A 16,498-nucleotide genomic window follows, 5' to 3' on the forward strand; every position below is an offset into this window, starting at 1 on the left:
TCCACGATCCCGTTCGTATAAAAAATGGTTTTTATGTATCTTCCCTACCAAACCCGATCAGTTGCCATATGAGTAATAAAGCCCATTTCCCCCTGTTAGATGGACTAAGAGGCGTTGCAGCCATCTTAGTGGTTGTTTATCACCTCTTTGAAGCCTATTTCCCGGTACCGGTTCATCCGGAAAATCATGGGTACTTGGCGGTAGACTTCTTTTTTATGCTTTCAGGATTTGTGGTGGGTTATGCGTACGACGACCGTTGGTCTACAATGACAATGGGGCAATTCTTCAAAATTCGAATGATCCGATTGCATCCAATGGTGATTCTTTCTGTGATAATTGGTGTAGTTGCTTACTGGTTTGATCCTTTTCTACCTGCTGAAAGCAAGTTCGGTTTGGGTAAACTTCTCTTAACGATGGTACTTGCGTTCACACTCTTACCACATCCTGATGTAAGAGGCTGGAATGAAACCCATTCAATTGACGGCCCACTTTGGAGTTTGTTCCAAGAATACATTGCGAATTTCTTATATGCTATTGGCTTTAGACGGTTCAGTCAAAAAGCCCTCGCAATTCTCTGTGTATTTTCCGGCTTAGCTTTGGCAGCTGTGGCGATCCACCGAGGCGATCTAGGCACTGGTTGGGGCTTCGATACGTTTTGGATTGGCCTTACCAGAATGCTATTCCCCTTTTTTGCAGGGCTTTTCTTATTTCGTTCGAATTGGAAAATATCAATCCCCTATAGTGGCCTCGCTTCAGTAGCCTTGCTCATAGCTGTTTTTTTTACACCGCGATTTTCAAACTTGCATGTCAACGGAGGATTTGAAGCGATGGCTATAATTTTGATTTTTCCTGCTATTATCCTTTTAGGCGCAGCAGCAAACATATCTGAATTGGGAAAAAAATTGTGCAACTTGGGAGGAGGAATATCTTACCCTGTGTACATCATACACTATCCTATCATCTACATCTACACGATGTGGATCGCATTAAAAAAGCCTACACCTGCTGAAATTGTGCCGGTAGCCATTGGTCTCTTCTTCCTTTTCTTTATAGCAGCTTATGCGGCGCTGAAATTATATGATGAACCTATTCGCCGAAAACTAAAAACAAAAAACTGATACTATTAAACACATTCCCCATAAAATGCCTTTGTTATAAAATTGATTTACTGTGAATTAGTGCTCATTGATTCACAGCTAACAAGAGTAGCGCCCGCTATTTTTTAATTTGTTTCTTCCACTATTGCTAATTGTTAGTTTCTTGCTTACCTTTGCCTCAACCTTATTCTAAGCATCATGGAAGTTGTTTATCGTTCCGGCAGAAAGCCTGTTAGCGACTTTTTGCTCTATCTTTTCTATTTAATAGGACTCGTACTTTTCTTTGTACTCATCAATAAGATGTTTAGTCTTGATTTACTCGGGCAAGTATTCTACGTTACTGCGTTTATTTTACTGACCAGCTTTGTAATACTCTACTGTTTCAATAAGCATATTGTTTGCATTAAAGTTCAACTAGCAAAGAATGAAGTACAGCTCGAGTATCGCCGTCTATTGGGAAGTATGAAAACAATAGCCATCAGCTTCTCAAATCTTGATCTAATGATAGAAAAGAAACCAAAAACGATTGGCCTAGGCGAGCCGCAATTGATCATTTCCTTCTTCAACAACAAACAATTTGTAAAAGACATAGCAGCCGATGACTTTGAGGAAGATTTCGCGGTTGACTTAATCCAGCTACTGAACAAAAAGCAAGTTCCGATCAAATATGCGTAAGCAGTAACAGTCCAAGACTCATTCCATCACAATTGTTCCTTTACAAGTTATGATTTTGGATGTATCCATTCGATCTGAAAAAATCACTTCATAGGCATAAGTCATACCAACATTCATGGGAGAACCTGTTGTTATAGTAGCAGTAAGTTCACTTGACTCGTTAGGTTTACGCCCATCCTTAAGTGCCTCGAACGCATCCGCAATATTGAGGATAGTAGTTCCTTTCTCATCTCTTAATACAATACTACACGCAGGAAAAACAAGGCCTGCTTTAGAAGTAAATCCTGAACAACCGGTTGCCCCTACAATAAACTCGGATCCCAATTTCAACTTATTGGATTCCATTTTCTTTCCTCCCGAAGCCATGATCGATTCAGAATAAGAGAGACCTTTATTGGAAATGGTGAGCCCCGTTGCTAAATCTGTACTCACTCCTGCGCTAAATTGACAAGAGCAAAAAGTAAGAACCACACTAAAAAATAGAAGACGTTTCATAAACTAAATTTTCCCAAATATGCATAAATATGAAACCGCCGCACTCACTTAAAAAGGGGAATCTTTTAAAGGGAATCAAATCAGCGTAATATAAGGCTCTCTAATACATTAAAATATAACGCGTTGTACTATTGGCTAATCAAGAAAAACTGATGTATCAAAAAGAAAGATTGCTTTCTCCTACATTTGCTCTGTTGTATACTGCTTATACATTAAAAGTGATTTCATTTTTTAAGTTCCATTCGTCCATCTCTGTCGAAAATGATGTCCGAAGCCATTTCGAGCATGCTTCGCAAGGCCAAAGGCCTGAAGAAGGATGAGAGAAATCTGGGTTGTTTTTAAAAAATCCTGTCATCCCGAACGAGCGAGGCTGCGAAGCAGTCGCAGCGAGAGAGGGACCTCAAAACGCGTTGTTATAGTAGAGGTGCTTTTGAAGCAGTTTTTTTCACTAAACTCGTTGGTGAGTTTTTGAGTGATTTGGTTATTTAGCTTTTGAGTTTGAGCATTGCAAAAGATACCGGTTTCAATTTGTTCTCTGCGCATTCTTGAGTGAACATGAGCGCAATGAGTCAATGGTGAAGCAAGTTAAAAACTAAATAACTAAATTACTCATTAACCTAGCACTTAATATCATGTAACGTCAATGCTTCGAAATCGGGTTCTTTCTGCAAAACCCATTCCGAGGTTCCTCTCTCCTTCGCTTGCTTTGCAAACTCAGTCGTTCGGAATGACCCCGCATTTTTTTATTTAACATTCGATATTTTTCATGGCCCCCACATCGGTCCTTCGATAATCCCTTCGGGATACTCTGGGACCTCGTGGGACCCACTCAAAATATCGGTAGGAGGAGTCGCTTGGATAGAAGAGTATACTTTTATATAGCGTCATCGCTCATTAACAAGTATGTCGTGAAATGATTGAGACACTTTATTTTCAATAGTCAACTCATTAAAATATACTAAATATACTTAATTTAAGGCAATACAAGTATTTACCTATCCAAAACAAAATCATGGAAAAACGTGATTTCGATAACATTGAAAGAACCGTATTTGCATCTATGCGGGTATTTCTAACTTTCATATTGTTATTTTCGGCAATCCTTACAAAAGCTCAGGGAATTGATAATATCGACTCTTTAAAGAAAGTCTTAGTTTCCGCTAAAGAAGACACTAATAAAGTATTTCTTCTTATAAAAATTGGGCAGCAAGTTGAATATTCCAATTTAGAAGAAGCCAAGCAATACTATGACAAAGCAAGGATTCTCAGTGAGCGGTTAAATTACCCATTTGGAATCCATAAATACATCGCTAATTATACTGCTGTTCTCAACGCACAGGGAAAATTCGATTCAGCGGTTCTTTTAAATCGGAAAAGCATAGACATCTGTTTGGGTTTAAAAAATGAGATAGAACTAGGAAAAGCCTATTCCAATTTAGCAGCAGCGTACACAAATATGGACGAAGCAGACTCTGCCCTATTGTATTTCGAAAAAGCAATCGTATACCTAAAGAAGATGGACAACCCTATTGTTCAGTCAATTGTATTAGACAACATGAGCATTCTCTATTTAACCGTTCAACAAACAGAGAAAGCGATCGAAATGAGCCTTGAAGCAAAAAAAGTAGCAGTATTAGAAGACAATCCATTTCAGTACGCTAACATCCTATTGAATTTAGGAAATGCCTACGACCGAAGCGGCAATTATAAAGAAGCCACGAAATGTATAGATGAAGCTGAGCCAATTATTCGGAAATACAATTTCCGAAACTTAGAATTGAGTGTAAATCTCAATAGAATGGACATTCTTATTAAACAAACCAAATACGACAAAATAGCGCCTTATGCATCCAGAGCCTTGGCATTGTCTAGGGAATTAAAGAATAGAGGTTCAGAGGTAAACAGCCTAAGAGGGATGGGCTACTATTATTTTTATAAAAAGGATTTTAAGAAGGCAGAAATATATGCGCAAGAAGCCATTAAAGTGAGCGATGAAACGCTTCAAAAGATGCAAAAAGCCTATTGTCTCGAGTTGCTTTCAAATATCTATATGGCTACAGATCGGTTGGAACAAGCATCCATTTATAAGAATTGGAGCTCCTTACTTCAAGATACTGTAACAAATGAGAGAGTGAGAAAACAATCAGTGGCCATTGAGAAAAAATACCAACTTCAATTAAAACAGGAACGGATTGAGCAACTAACGAAGAATCAGAAAATCCAAAAACTTGAGCTATCTCAAAAGCGAAATTGGAACTACACATTAATAGGAATCCTAATTGTTTTAGTAGTAATAGCAGGGTTATATTATAAAAACTTCAGGCAAAAACAGTTATTAAAAGATCAAAAAATTGCGGAATTAGAATACGAGAAAAAGCTAAACGCCACAGAAGCGGTGCTGCAAGGCGAAACCCAAGAACGGCAACGAATTGCGAAAGACTTGCACGATGGCTTGGGCGGCATGCTTAGTGGAATAAAACATTCATTGAATTCTATGAAAGAAAACATGGTATTGAGCGCAGAGTGGGCACTGCGTTTTGAAAGAAGCATCGACATGCTTAACAGCTCTATTCAAGAAATGAGGAGAGTGGCCCACAATATGATGCCCGAAAACTTGTTGAAATTCGGTTTAAATGCTGCATTGAACGATTATTGCAAAGAACTCAACCAATCGGGTAAAATAGCTATTTCTTATCAAAGTCTTGGTATGGAAAACAGCCCCAACAACAAGAACTCTGTACATGTGTACCGAATAGTTCAAGAGTTAGTCAACAATATTTTAAAACATGCTTCAGCGAAAACGGCCTTGGTGCAACTAAGTCTTTCCGGCAACTGTTTGTCCATCACAGTTGAAGACGATGGAATCGGCTTTGATCCAACTACACTAAGCAACAGTTCTGGCATTGGTATGAGTAACATAAACAATAGAATTGAACTGCTTAACGGAACTATTGACATCAAATCAGCCCCCAACGAAGGAAGTTCCTTTCACATTGAAATAGAAAATTATGAAGACTAAGATTTTTATTGTAGACGACCATTTCATGGTGATTGAAGGAATTCGATCTTTGTTAGAGAATGAAAAAGAAATTGAATGGATGGGGCATGCCTCATCTGCTGCAAGTTGCATGGCTTTTCTAGTAACACACAAGCCTGATGTAATATTAATGGACATTAACTTGCCCGACAAAAGCGGTATCGATTTGTGCAAAGAAGTAAAATCTCTTTATCCATCTATTTTTATACTTGCATTAAGTACGTTTAACCAAGCAAGCTATGTTCAAGCCATGATGGAGTATGGAGCCTCGGGCTATTTACTCAAAAATGCCAGTCAACAAGAAATCATGCAAGGCATTCATGAGGCTATGAAGGGAAAATCCTATATGAGTTTGGAAGTGGCGCAGGAATTGAGAAAAAGCGAGGACTTGAAAATGCCTGTTATTAGCAAACGTGAAAAAGAAGTATTGGTGCTTATTGCAGAGGGGCTTACAAACAATGAAATAGCTGAACGTCTTTTTGTAAGCAGCAATACGGTAGACACGCACCGAAAAAATTTACTACTTAAATTACAAGCAAAAAATACTGCCGCGCTCGTAAAAACTGCGGTTCAATGGAAGTTATTGGAGTTTTGAACCTATCGCAACCTCAAAGCTTTTAACAATGCAATCGCGGAAACCAGCGACCACACTCCTTCAAGTACAATAAACGGATAATACACTAAGCGAATAGAAGCATAACAGGCAAGTCCGGCGCCGAGCGTGTTCAACAATGGATACCAAACTCCATTCCCCTGCAGCACGTTGTAATTATTAAGTACATAGGCAACAAGCAAGATAAATACACCAACGGCGCCTATCCAATCGGTTACACTCATGCTTCCGCTTTTTTAATTTGATACACGAAATTCACCCGATCGGGTTCTCCATAATAGGCCACTACTTCTGTTCCAATTTTTACTCCCCCAATTTTTTCCATTGCCTTTTGTGATCTGAAATTGGTTTCACCTACATGAAAAATGATGGACTCAACAAACTGAAAGGCGTATTCAATCATCAGCGCCTTCGTTGATTTATTAAAAGGTTGACCCCATGAAGCTCGATTGAAAAAAGTATAACCAATCTTGATCTCTCGCTCTTCGGGCTTGAAATCATAAAAACGAGAACTTCCGATAACGGAACCATCTTTTTCTGAAAATATAATCAAGGCCCCTTTCGACTCCATCGCTCCTTTGAAGAAATTAGCAAATACCTCTCTTTTATATCGATCAGGATTGGGATGCTGCTCCCAAATCAAAGGGTCAGAGGCCGTTTCATACAAACGCTCAAAATCTGACTCTACTAGTGGCTCTAATCGAACCCATTCGTTTTGAAGTGTCTTTAGTGGTATGTTCACAATAATTAGTTTGACTTAAATAATCCGCACTCTTTACACTGGACAAGAGCATTGTACAAAGCATCTAAATCTTCTATCGTGTTAAATGCGTTCAGTGAATAACGCAAGTAGATATCAGCATTCTGAACCATAATTGGCACTTCAATTTTATAGTCAGTAAACAGCGTGCGTTGTAACAGTTCTGGTTGATCGGTATTGATCTTAATACTGATCATCTGTCCCAACCAGTGATCTGTTAAAGGCGATATGGGTTTACTGTTCAAAAGCTCGAAAAAGCGGGGCGCTTGTTCTCTTACCATATTTCTATAATAACGGGCCACCTCAGGCCAATTATGTTTTGCCATAAACTCAACACAAGTTGGTAGTGTACAGAAGGCAGAAAAATCGCGGGTGCCGATCATTTGATGATAGTCCAAAAATTGAGAATTGGAGGGCTTCGCTGCCTTATACCCCCAACTCACCACCAAGGGGTCACAATAATGTTGAACAGATGGATGCGCATACAAAAAAGAACATCCTTTGGGAGCCATCATCCACTTGTGACAGGCGCCTGTATAAAAATCAGCTTGGATAGTAGAAAGATCAAATGGAATATGCCCCGGCACGTGTGCCCCGTCTACAATAGTGATCAATCCCAATTCCTTCGCTTTCGCACAGATCTCTTTCACTGGCAATATGAGTGCAGTAGCACTAGTAATATGACTAATGAAAACAGCTTTTGTTTTCTCGTTATAACCTTTAAAAAAGTCTTCTACAAATTGTTCTTTGGTAGTAACAGGGAGGGTAATATGTTGTCTGCGATACACTGCTTTTTTCTCCGTGCAATAAAAATCCCAGGTTCTATCACATGCCCCGTATTCAATATCCGTGGCCAATATTTCATCTCCTTCTTTCAAATCCAATCCTCGAGCTACAATGTTCACTGCATAAGAAGGATTGGTAACAAAAACTAAATTGTCTTTGTTATCACAATTGATATAAGTTGCCAAAGCCTGTCTGGCTTCTGCCAAATATTTCGGACCATCGAATGCGATGAATTGAACTGATTCTTGCTCTAAAAGCAATTGCCATTTCTGATAAGCTTCGAAAACAGGCTTGGGCGCTGCGCCAAAAGATCCAAAGTTTAAGAAATGAATATCCGGCCGAATTAAGAATTGGTCTTTTAAAGACATATAGAATTAGTTTAAGGTAAATTAATTTGCCACGATACTCCAAACTTGTCGTTGAACCAAGTGAATCGTGCAGAGAATCCATAAGACCCAGGTGCCATCAGCTCTTTACCGTCTTCCGACAAATGGTAATGCAAACGCTCAAATTCCTCAAGTGAATCGCAAGTGATAAAAAAGCTCTGCGATGGGGTGAAGTTAAACTGATGATCGTAGGCACTATCGATCATTCGAATTTCCAATTCTTTGATCTTTAATACCACCATACTTACTACTTTCTTTCCCTTCGATTCAGAAGCGGTATGATCATAAGAAATTGATTGTATCGATGCTTCCGGGAAAGCTTGAAGATACAGATCGACAGCCTCCTGCACACGCGCATAATTTGCGCCCGAAAACATCAAAAACGGTTGCGGTGTTTGCATGAATCTAAAATTAGACTCAAACTTAGTCCATTAATCGGAAACGAACGGCAACTCCTCCGCTTCTGGCCAATTGAAAGGACAATTGGTCGGTAGATTGTACCATTTGCTTGCTAATTTTATAGGCCTCGGGGTTCTTTTCAAAATCTGCATTATCGGCATCAGCATAAATAATGGCTTCGTATTTCTTTCCGGGGGAAAGGAAATTCAATGAAAGGGCCAAGGCGCGTTTGTTCTCATCGGTTACGGCACCTAAGTACCAATCTTCCGATTTCTTATCTTTTCTTGCAATAGCTAAATAATCGCCGGGTTCTGCAGCCAATATCTTCGTGTCTGCCCAATCAACCGGTACGTCTTCAATAAATTGAAACGCATCCATTTTACCTTCATAGTTCTCCGGTAGATCTGATACCATTTGCAATGGACTATAGATGGTAATATAAAAGGCTAGTTGTTTCGCAAGTGTTGTTCGAATAACTGTTTTTCTCGAAGGATCAAATTGATTCAACTTCATGTGAAACATACCGGGGGTAAAGTCCATGGGACCTCCCATTAAACGGGTAAAAGGAATGATGGTGGTATGTTCCGGTGTAATCCCTAGTGTTGGAGCATTGTTGAACTCGGTACCTCGTGCGGCTTCATTGGCCATCCAGTTGGGAAAAGTTCGGTGTAATCCTGTTGGATGAACCGATTCGTGTGCATCCACCATAATTCCATAGGTACCAGCCTTAGCTGCAACGCGCTCATAATGATTCACCATCCATTGGCCATCGTGGTGTTCTCCGCGGGGAATAATTTTTCCAACATAACCTGTTTTTACGGTATTGATTCCATTTAAATTCATGAAACGATACGCCGTATCCATTCTTCGCTCGTAATTTGTAACGGCACCGGAGGTTTCATGGTGCATGATCAAACGGACGCCTTTCGATTGCGCATACTTAGTGAGGTACTGAATATCGTAATCCGGATAAGGACTCACAAAATCAAATACGTTTTCTTTCCAATTGCCGAACCAATCTTCCCAACCTTGATTCCAACCTTCTACAAGTACACCATCTAATTTATGCGCTGCCGCGAAATCAATATACTTTTTTACATTTTCGGTATTGGCACCGTGCTTACCCCCTGCTAATGGCCAATTGGCTTTGCCCACGTGCATTTCCCACCACATTCCTGCGAATTTCTGTGGTTTGATAAAGGAAGTATTTTCAAATGCCGTTGGTTCATTTAAGTTTAAGATGGTAGTAGAAGCCAAAATTTCGGTTGCTTTGTTACTCACCAAAATCGTTCTCCAGGGTGTATTTGCAGGCGTTTGTAAATAAGCTTTGTTGCCAACGGCATCGGGAACCAAGGTTGATTCAAAGCTGAAATTTGCCTTGTTCAAATTCAACAGCCAAGCCGGATAGTTTCGAAGCGCTGCCTCGTGAATGCTAATATAGAGTCCATCAGCCGATTTCAATAACAATGGTGTTTGAACCGTTTGATCGCTCACCAAAGAAGTGACCGCAATATCTTTCTCTTTCTTCGCAGCAGCTAATGCATGTACCTCACTCAGTTTAGTAGTATTGTAAAGGTATTCGTTGGTATCATAATCGCCGGGAATCCAAAACGCGGTATGATTCTTCCCAACAACAATTTGCGTATTTTCTTCCTTTACTACAAAATGAGAAAGGTTTGTTTGAGATGGGAATTCGTATCGAAAACCAAGTCCATCTTTGAACAACCGAAAACGCACAGCGACTTGAATTGCAGGATTAGTTGTTTGCTTTACGTGAAGCACCAATTCTTTGTACTCATTTTTAATTGTGGCATATTCACCCCAAATCGGTGCCCAATTTTGATTGATATAAGAAGAATCTACTGACTCCAATTTAAATCTATTCAACTTCGTCTTCGGCTTTTCCAAGTCGAAGCCCAATGCTGAGGGCTGTACCACTTGTTTTCCTAAGAAAGAAAGGGAATACTGTAGAATTCCTGCCGGTGTGACTTCTACTTTTAACAAATAACGACTGTCGGTACTTTTAACGGAAAGGGATTGAGACAAAACAGTAGAACTCGCGAAGAGTGCGAGCACAACAGCAATGAAACGGGTCATAAACAATGGTTTGATCTAATAAAAAATGAGAAAACTGTTCTTGGAACAAGGTTTTCTCACTTTTTAAATTTACTACTTAAGTATAGAAACTTAGAATAATTTTTCCTGAGGGGGCTTAGCACCGGCAAGGCGAATGTATACCGTAGTTTGACCGCGATGGTGTGTTTGATGTTCGAATGCTTTGGCAAAAGCTTCGCATTTAGACATTTCGAATCTACCAAACATTTTGATTTTCGTAGCCAAGTCTTCGGGTTTGGTAGCACGAATGGCAGCAATTACAAAATCGTATCCATCAGACACCAATTTCACTACATTGGCTTTTGATTGATCCGTTGCTTTCTCTGCTTCTCCAAAACCAACAGGGCTTTTCAATCCGGAGATAGCAGCTGCAAATCCGAAATTAGCATCCGTAAAGTGGAGCATTTGCTGCGCAAAGGATCTCATTTCAGCGGTTGGCTTGAAGTCGTATTTATCAGCCGGCATGGCTTCTAAGTATTCAAGTGTGTAAGCTTTAGCGCGCAACCATTCTTTAATCATGGAAGCAGTATCGCATTGTGCAGTTGAGGCAAGGGTTGCAAAGCAAGCAACAAGAATAAGTGTTAGTTTACGCATGGTTGTTTATTTAGATTGTTTTTATACATCCTCTTTTCTATACGATAACGTAATTGTTTCAATTTGGGTTTCCACTTCACGGCATTTAATTCCGGCTGTTTCTAGCATTCTCCTAGAAGCTTTCGCGCTATCGGTGTGTTCGTATTTATTTGAAAGATACACAACTTCTGAAATTCCTGATTGAACAATGGCTTTAGCGCATTCGTTGCAAGGAAACAAAGCCGTATAAATTTTACAGCCATGTAGGTCCATGCCGATATTGTTGAGAATAGCGTTCAATTCGGCATGACAAACAAAAGCGTACTTCGTCTCCAAAAATCCTCCTTCCTTGCTCCAAGGAAATTCATCGTCATCGCAGCCGGCAGGCAACCCATTGTAGCCTGCTCCAACAATTTTGTTTTTATCATTTACAATGCAAGCCCCCACTTGAGTATGAGGGTCTTTACTTCTATGACCCGACAATAGTGCCACTCCCATAAAGTATTCATCCCAACTGATATAATTAGCGCGCTTCTTCACTTTTTTGTGTAAATGTAGGGAGAATTGAGTAGTGGAGGAAGTTTGTTGTTGGGCTTTAGGGGATTAGGCGTTAGGGGATTAGGCTTTGGGCTTTAGGTTTAAGGCCGAATTATTTATCGTATGTAATGTGCATCCATGGCTTGCTTTTCTTGTTTGCATCGTTTAGAAGATATCAAGCCGCTATAAATTCGCTTTACCTTAACAAGAAAGTCAATCTAAAGGTATTCTATGGTCAAAAAGGAGGTTTGATATAGCCTCTCTTTGTGCAACTTCTCTCTCTTCTCTAACCTTTGCGAATTCCAAGCAGCGAAGCTGCGTAAAACTCAATAACTCAAAACTCAACAACCCAAAACTTGACCTAAAGTTATTCTTTAGTCAAAAAGGATGTTTGCAGCAACCTCTCTTTTTGCAACTTCTATCTCTTCTCTAACCTTTGTGAACTCCTAGCAGCGAAGCTGCGCAAAACTTAATTACTCAAAACTCAACAACCCAAAACTTGACCTAAAGTTATTCTGTAGTCAAAAAGGATGTTTGCTACAGCCTCTCTTAGTGCAACTTCTCTCCCTTCTCTATCCTTTGTGAGCTCCATGCAGCAAAGCTGCCCAAAACTTAATAACTAAAAACTCAATAACTTAAAACTTAATTTAAAGGCAATCTGTGGTTCAAAATACAACCCATTAAAGATCTCATAAATAAACTAATTTTGCCCCTTCCAAATCACTCCCATGTATTTAGACAACGCGGTATATCATGCCCTTCAAACTCAGCAAGCTCCGCTAAATATCGGTGATTCTGATATCGCCTACTTTAATGCCGATGTGGCTCCATTTATTGGAATGGACGATTGGAGTGAAATGGCTCAAGACCGATTAAAGCACTTGCCCACAGACAGACGTTTCTTTATCATGAAAGTAAAAGAAGAAGTATTGGCTGCTCATTTAGAATCGGTGCTAACCTTGCCCCTTACTCAAATGATCTGTCACCAGCCGGTAGCTCCAAAAAACATTGATGCAACTATTATTCAACTAGGCGATGCCAATGTAGAAGAAATGATAGAACTTACTTCGCTTACCAAACCCGGACCATTTTACAAGAACACCATCAAAATGGGTCGCTATTATGGAATTAGAGAAGAAGGAAAGTTAGTAGCCATCAGCGGTGAGCGATTGTCCCTTCCTGATGCCACCGAAATAAGCGCCGTTTGCACCCATCCGAATGCCCTTGGGAAAGGATACGGTGCGGCCTTGGTATACCATGTAGCCAAACAAATTGAAGCAGACGGAAAGCTTCCATTTCTGCATGTTCGAAAAGACAACGATCGCGCTATCGCTTTGTACGAGCGCCTAGGATTCACACACCGCTCCGATGTTTACTTCGAAATTTTTAAAACGAAGGCGGAATAGACCACCAGCCATTCTGAACATCAATCGTTCCTTTCAATTCTTCTTGCACCACCCTATCCACAATAGCAATGCCTTTTTTGGCCATAGATTCAAAGGTGTCGATGCCATTGTTAGGGAAATTGGTTCGAGTACGATGAATATTGAATTTATTAGAGAAAGTTTTGCCGAACGCCTTTTCAATACCATCTTTTCCGATCATGAAACCAAGTAGCCCGCCCCAAGTGGCTGTAGGATTATCCGAATCCCAACCCATCAATGACCCCAACTTAATCGTTTCCTTGAAATCACCTTCCCCGTAAAGTAAACTGATGATGCTCGAAGCGAAATTGATTCCGGCTGCATAACATCCGTTGCAGTAGCGTTGCATGGAAGTGATATGATACCCGTCTAATTCCTGCACCTGATAACGATCGTATACTGCATCGCGGGTTTGTTCCCAAGGAATGCCTTTATCGTATTGACTTTTTACGAAATCAAACATCTTTGCAACATAGGTATCATTGGGTATTTTCTTTCTTGCCTCTTTCGCCATCCACAATATCTGTTCTTTCATCGGAAGAGAACTGTTTACTTTCGAAGCCAAAGAATACATACGAACATAGAACTGAGAAATGATTTCTGCATTGCTACTAGCCGTTGTTTGAATGGGAAGCGTAGCCAATTTCACAGCAGTTTCAGGAAATGCGGGCGCATACAATCCGAAGATTTCGGTAGTCAATTGCGCATCGATCATTTCATAATCGGGATTGTTTTCCGGTCTTCCTGTTAATGGCGGTTCCATCCCCTTCAGCATCAAATCAAAAGCTTGTTGATTGGAAACCCATAAAAAATTCTCTTCTTCATGTTTAATATGCTTCAGCCATCCATCTCGAATCTGCCTACCTGTAAGCATAGTAGTTTTATTTCCATACATCAATTCTTGATAGATGTATTCGATATCGGTATCGTCATCGGCTCCCCAATTGCCATCTGCATTTTCAAATACAAAATCAATGGTGGGTGACAATTGTTTAGAATCCAAATTGCTCCAAATATTTGGCTGGTCTTTCTTACCCCAATCTGCGCGAGTATAAAAACGTCCTGTTTGAATAGTACCGATGTTTCCGATTTTATCCATTTCAGTTACCAATCCCGTCCAATTGGCAATGCACTCACCCAGCCAGAAGCCGTAAAGTTTGTTATAATAGTTCGCTCTTGAAATCAATAGATTTCCGGGTTTGTGAGAGTTGGGTTTATAAACGATGGTGGCGTCCTTATAGGGACCCAATGATACTTTTGCCCCGGGATTTTGAGCGAATAAATGAAAACTTGGCAATAAGATGAAGAAAGACAAGATGACTTTCATACGGCAAACATTTCTTCAAGTTACAAATTAAACTGTTGAATTGAATGCCCGGATTAATCGCTTGCTTAATGAAAATAACTACTCCCCCATCTTTCATACCTCTTGTACATGTATTCTTTCAATCTCCTTTGAAAGTCTGCATAGTTTTTATTGGTACCCCATAAATTTTCTGCGAGTGCAGTGACGCGAGGGAAAATCATGTAATCAACCTTTGTGGAATAGCCCATATACTCCGTCCACACATTGGCTTGCCCTCCAATTACCTTGTGAGCCAAGCCTGCTTTTCGAATGGAAGCAGGCACCAAAGAATAATTATAAACAGAATCAACCGGATTAAATCCGTGGATGGCCAAACTGTCTTTATTCGTTAAACTCTGATAGTGATCGAAGTAAAAAGGCTTGCCCGGTGTTTGAATAACACTGAATCCTTTCTGCGCCACTTCAATTGCCTTTTTGTCATCGGCCCAGTTCATGATCAACGTAGTGGTATCTACTTTGCCTTCCGCAATTTCATGCCAGCCAATCACTTTCCTACCCATGCCCTTCACATCACCGGCCACTTTCTCAATAAAATAAGTTTGCAGCGCCACTTCGTCTTTGATACCATTGGCCTTCATGAACTCCTTCGTTTTGGGATCTTGCTTCCACCAAAGCTTGCTGCACTCGTCACCTCCAATATGTATATAGGTAGAAGGAAACAACTCTATCAACTCCTTAAAAATGGTGTTTAAAAAAGTAAAGGTTGCATCATTGGGAGCCAATACATTGTTTTGTCGATTGTACATACCCCAGGTTTGAGCAACGTTCCAAGTGGTGTCGGGCTTGGTCGACAATTCAGGGTAAGCAGCAATAGTGGCACGACTGTGTCCGGGTATATCAATTTCAGGAATCACTTCAATTCCTCTTTCTTTTGCGTATGCCAACACTTCCTTAATTTGATCGCGCGTGTAAAAACCACCATATCGGGTACCATCGTACTTAATTGGCGTATCTTTAAAGTGACCAATCAAGGTTTGATCTCTCCAAGAACCAATGCTGTTTAATTTTGGATAACTCAATACTTCCATTCGCCAGCCTTGGTCATCGGTTAAGTGCCAATGAAAAGTATTCAGCTTGTGAAAAGTGATGTAATCGATGTATTTCTTAATATATTCTAAAGGGAAGATATGACGCACCACATCTAAATGAAGTCCTCGATATGAATAGGCTGGATAATCGTTGATGTTTTCCGGTTGAAGAAAGTAGCGACCGTCCTTTTCGTTTGGTAGTTGTACCAAGCTCACTGTTCCATTCACAATTCCCCGTACCGAAGCCGCAGATACCACCACCTGATTGAATCCAATTGCAATCTGATATCTTTCGGCAGGAGTGGTTAATTTTTTATCGTACTCAAAGCGAAGCGTTGCCTTTCTATTATTAGTAACCTTAATGGTGATGCTCAGCTCTTGCTGAAACAATTGTTTTATGAATGCGATTTGATTAGAAAACTCATCGTCAACACAAGCTTCTACTTCCTTTCCCCATTCTGTTCCTTTCCCATGCAGTATTTCAGCATGAACCACTGCCGGAATAATTTTCTCAGAACCTTGGGATGATGCTCCTGATGCAAGCAAGCAAGCCATTAAAAACAGACCTATTTTTTTCATAATCTATTATTACCTCAAATATACTAAGATAACAGGCTTTCTTCGCTGTTTTAGGCGACCGTTTTACAAGCAGAGAGAGCTCTTTACAGGTTTATTTACAAAAAACACAAACGCATAAATCCAGAACTTCTCAACTCACGTACATGAACTGACAATTGTTTGACAAAAGCCAATTGTTGCTTACTCTTATGAACAAAAAGCTATTGAAAAAAATTGGATGGTTCTCCCTCATCAGCTTGGGGATTTTCATCACTGTGATCTCTGTACATATATATATGGTAACACGTCCGAAGCCACTCGATCCGAACGCTTTGGCCATGGCGCGTATCGATATCAAAAATGATATTAAAAAGGAAGATGCGGAAAAAATTACCACTTGGCTGTACCAACAAAAGGGTATTGACCATGTGTTAGTAAATCCTGATAGTAAAATTGCTGTTTTCTCTTTCTATCCCGCTAGAGTAAACGCGAACGATATTGTTATGAATTTCAAAAAGTCTTTTCCTTATCAAGCAGAACGTTTCATGCCTTCTGCAGAAGAAATGGCAAAAGGCTGCCCGGTAGCACCCACATCCACTTCGTACAGAGTGGTGAACTTCTTTAAAAATTTATAATTGTAAACAAACAT

General features: G+C 40.0%; 16 protein-coding genes. 6 read left to right on the top strand and 10 right to left on the bottom strand.

From position 1 onward, the window contains the following. Window positions 1-68: 68 nt before the first annotated feature. Window positions 69-1,118: an acyltransferase family protein gene (locus ACQ2HE_RS01260; protein ID WP_430895323.1), complete on the top strand. Its 1,050-nt coding sequence runs from the start codon at window positions 69-71 to the stop codon at window positions 1,116-1,118. Between the two features lie 177 nt (window positions 1,119-1,295). Beyond that, the gene (locus ACQ2HE_RS01265) at window positions 1,296-1,772 is read left to right on the top strand and encodes a hypothetical protein (protein ID WP_430895321.1); all 477 of its coding nucleotides are present in this window, start codon (window positions 1,296-1,298) and stop codon (window positions 1,770-1,772) included. Between the two features lie 18 nt (window positions 1,773-1,790). On the opposite strand, the gene ACQ2HE_RS01270 is transcribed toward ACQ2HE_RS01265, so the two are convergent. Further along, a complete protein-coding gene (locus tag ACQ2HE_RS01270) occupies window positions 1,791-2,267 on the bottom strand; it encodes a hypothetical protein (RefSeq protein WP_430895319.1) in 477 nt (158 codons plus the stop codon). 1,012 nt (window positions 2,268-3,279) lie between these two features. On the opposite strand from ACQ2HE_RS01270, the gene ACQ2HE_RS01275 reads away from it, so the two are divergent. Together ACQ2HE_RS01275 and ACQ2HE_RS01280 are read left to right on the top strand one after the other, a co-directional pair. Continuing rightward, a complete protein-coding gene (locus tag ACQ2HE_RS01275) occupies window positions 3,280-5,286 on the top strand; it encodes an ATP-binding protein (protein WP_430895317.1) in 2,007 nt (668 codons plus the stop codon). Beyond that, entirely contained in the window at window positions 5,276-5,899 is a 624-nt protein-coding gene (locus tag ACQ2HE_RS01280) for a response regulator (protein ID WP_430895315.1), read from the top strand. Before ACQ2HE_RS01275 ends, ACQ2HE_RS01280 begins: the two co-directional genes overlap by 11 nt. 2 nt (window positions 5,900-5,901) lie before the next feature. Here ACQ2HE_RS01280 and ACQ2HE_RS01285 read toward each other — a convergent pair whose 3' ends face one another. The 7 genes from ACQ2HE_RS01285 to ACQ2HE_RS01315 form a co-directional block, all read right to left on the bottom strand. Beyond that, window positions 5,902-6,141: a CBU_0592 family membrane protein gene (locus ACQ2HE_RS01285; protein ID WP_430895313.1), complete on the bottom strand. Its 240-nt coding sequence runs from the start codon at window positions 6,139-6,141 to the stop codon at window positions 5,902-5,904. After that, the gene (locus ACQ2HE_RS01290; RefSeq protein WP_430895311.1) at window positions 6,138-6,659 is read right to left on the bottom strand and encodes a GNAT family N-acetyltransferase; all 522 of its coding nucleotides are present in this window, start codon (window positions 6,657-6,659) and stop codon (window positions 6,138-6,140) included. Before ACQ2HE_RS01290 ends, ACQ2HE_RS01285 begins: the two co-directional genes overlap by 4 nt. Before the next feature lie 5 nt (window positions 6,660-6,664). Beyond that, window positions 6,665-7,831, bottom strand: a complete 1,167-nt coding sequence (locus ACQ2HE_RS01295; protein ID WP_430895309.1) for an aminotransferase class V-fold PLP-dependent enzyme — start codon at window positions 7,829-7,831, stop codon at window positions 6,665-6,667. Window positions 7,832-7,842: 11 nt separating this feature from the next. Then, a complete protein-coding gene (locus tag ACQ2HE_RS01300; protein WP_430895307.1) occupies window positions 7,843-8,250 on the bottom strand; it encodes a VOC family protein in 408 nt (135 codons plus the stop codon). Between the two features lie 22 nt (window positions 8,251-8,272). Continuing rightward, window positions 8,273-10,345 carry a glycoside hydrolase family 97 protein gene (locus ACQ2HE_RS01305; protein WP_430895305.1) on the bottom strand — a complete coding sequence of 691 codons (2,073 nt, stop codon included), beginning with the start codon at window positions 10,343-10,345 and terminating at the stop codon, window positions 8,273-8,275. Window positions 10,346-10,435: 90 nt separating this feature from the next. After that, complete coding sequence (locus ACQ2HE_RS01310) at window positions 10,436-10,957, bottom strand: DinB family protein (RefSeq protein WP_430895303.1); 522 nt, start codon at window positions 10,955-10,957, stop codon at window positions 10,436-10,438. Between the two features lie 21 nt (window positions 10,958-10,978). Further along, window positions 10,979-11,476, bottom strand: coding sequence for a deoxycytidylate deaminase (locus ACQ2HE_RS01315; protein ID WP_430895301.1), 498 nt, complete (start codon window positions 11,474-11,476; stop codon window positions 10,979-10,981). Between the two features lie 725 nt (window positions 11,477-12,201). Here ACQ2HE_RS01315 and ACQ2HE_RS01320 point away from each other — a divergent pair. Continuing rightward, on the top strand, window positions 12,202-12,879 hold the full coding sequence (locus ACQ2HE_RS01320) for a GNAT family N-acetyltransferase (RefSeq protein WP_430895299.1): 678 nt from the start codon (window positions 12,202-12,204) through the stop codon (window positions 12,877-12,879). On the opposite strand, the gene ACQ2HE_RS01325 is transcribed toward ACQ2HE_RS01320, so the two are convergent. Both ACQ2HE_RS01325 and ACQ2HE_RS01330 read right to left on the bottom strand, forming a co-directional pair. Further along, window positions 12,860-14,224 (bottom strand): ADP-ribosylglycohydrolase family protein, encoded by a 1,365-nt coding sequence (locus ACQ2HE_RS01325; RefSeq protein ID WP_430895298.1) that lies wholly within the window; start codon window positions 14,222-14,224, stop codon window positions 12,860-12,862. The genes ACQ2HE_RS01320 and ACQ2HE_RS01325 overlap by 20 nt on opposite strands. A gap of 65 nt (window positions 14,225-14,289) precedes the next feature. Continuing rightward, window positions 14,290-15,870, bottom strand: coding sequence for a beta-N-acetylhexosaminidase (locus ACQ2HE_RS01330; protein ID WP_430895296.1), 1,581 nt, complete (start codon window positions 15,868-15,870; stop codon window positions 14,290-14,292). Between the two features lie 188 nt (window positions 15,871-16,058). Here ACQ2HE_RS01330 and ACQ2HE_RS01335 point away from each other — a divergent pair, with 188 nt between their 5' ends. After that, window positions 16,059-16,484, top strand: a complete 426-nt coding sequence (locus ACQ2HE_RS01335; protein ID WP_430895294.1) for a hypothetical protein — start codon at window positions 16,059-16,061, stop codon at window positions 16,482-16,484. The last annotated feature ends 14 nt before the right edge of the window (window positions 16,485-16,498 follow it).

This window comes from Endoryza foliicola, from assembly GCF_050589245.1.
Lineage (GTDB): Bacteria > Bacteroidota > Bacteroidia > Chitinophagales > Chitinophagaceae > Endoryza > Endoryza foliicola.

Excerpts from the sequence above, each read along its gene's own strand:
- ACQ2HE_RS01260 (WP_430895323.1), top strand. The coding sequence starts at position 69 with ATGAGTAATAAAGCCCATTTCCCCCTGTTAGATGGACTAAGAGGCGTT.
- ACQ2HE_RS01265 (WP_430895321.1), top strand. The coding sequence starts at position 1,296 with ATGGAAGTTGTTTATCGTTCCGGCAGAAAGCCTGTTAGCGACTTTTTG.
- ACQ2HE_RS01270 (WP_430895319.1), bottom strand. The coding sequence starts at position 2,267 with ATGAAACGTCTTCTATTTTTTAGTGTGGTTCTTACTTTTTGCTCTTGT.
- ACQ2HE_RS01275 (WP_430895317.1), top strand. The coding sequence starts at position 3,280 with ATGGAAAAACGTGATTTCGATAACATTGAAAGAACCGTATTTGCATCT.
- ACQ2HE_RS01280 (WP_430895315.1), top strand. The coding sequence starts at position 5,276 with ATGAAGACTAAGATTTTTATTGTAGACGACCATTTCATGGTGATTGAA.
- ACQ2HE_RS01285 (WP_430895313.1), bottom strand. The coding sequence starts at position 6,141 with ATGAGTGTAACCGATTGGATAGGCGCCGTTGGTGTATTTATCTTGCTT.
- ACQ2HE_RS01295 (WP_430895309.1), bottom strand. The coding sequence starts at position 7,831 with ATGTCTTTAAAAGACCAATTCTTAATTCGGCCGGATATTCATTTCTTA.
- ACQ2HE_RS01300 (WP_430895307.1), bottom strand. The coding sequence starts at position 8,250 with ATGCAAACACCGCAACCGTTTTTGATGTTTTCGGGCGCAAATTATGCG.
- ACQ2HE_RS01305 (WP_430895305.1), bottom strand. The coding sequence starts at position 10,345 with ATGACCCGTTTCATTGCTGTTGTGCTCGCACTCTTCGCGAGTTCTACT.
- ACQ2HE_RS01310 (WP_430895303.1), bottom strand. The coding sequence starts at position 10,957 with ATGCGTAAACTAACACTTATTCTTGTTGCTTGCTTTGCAACCCTTGCC.
- ACQ2HE_RS01320 (WP_430895299.1), top strand. The coding sequence starts at position 12,202 with ATGTATTTAGACAACGCGGTATATCATGCCCTTCAAACTCAGCAAGCT.
- ACQ2HE_RS01325 (WP_430895298.1), bottom strand. The coding sequence starts at position 14,224 with ATGAAAGTCATCTTGTCTTTCTTCATCTTATTGCCAAGTTTTCATTTA.
- ACQ2HE_RS01330 (WP_430895296.1), bottom strand. The coding sequence starts at position 15,870 with ATGAAAAAAATAGGTCTGTTTTTAATGGCTTGCTTGCTTGCATCAGGA.
- ACQ2HE_RS01335 (WP_430895294.1), top strand. The coding sequence starts at position 16,059 with ATGAACAAAAAGCTATTGAAAAAAATTGGATGGTTCTCCCTCATCAGC.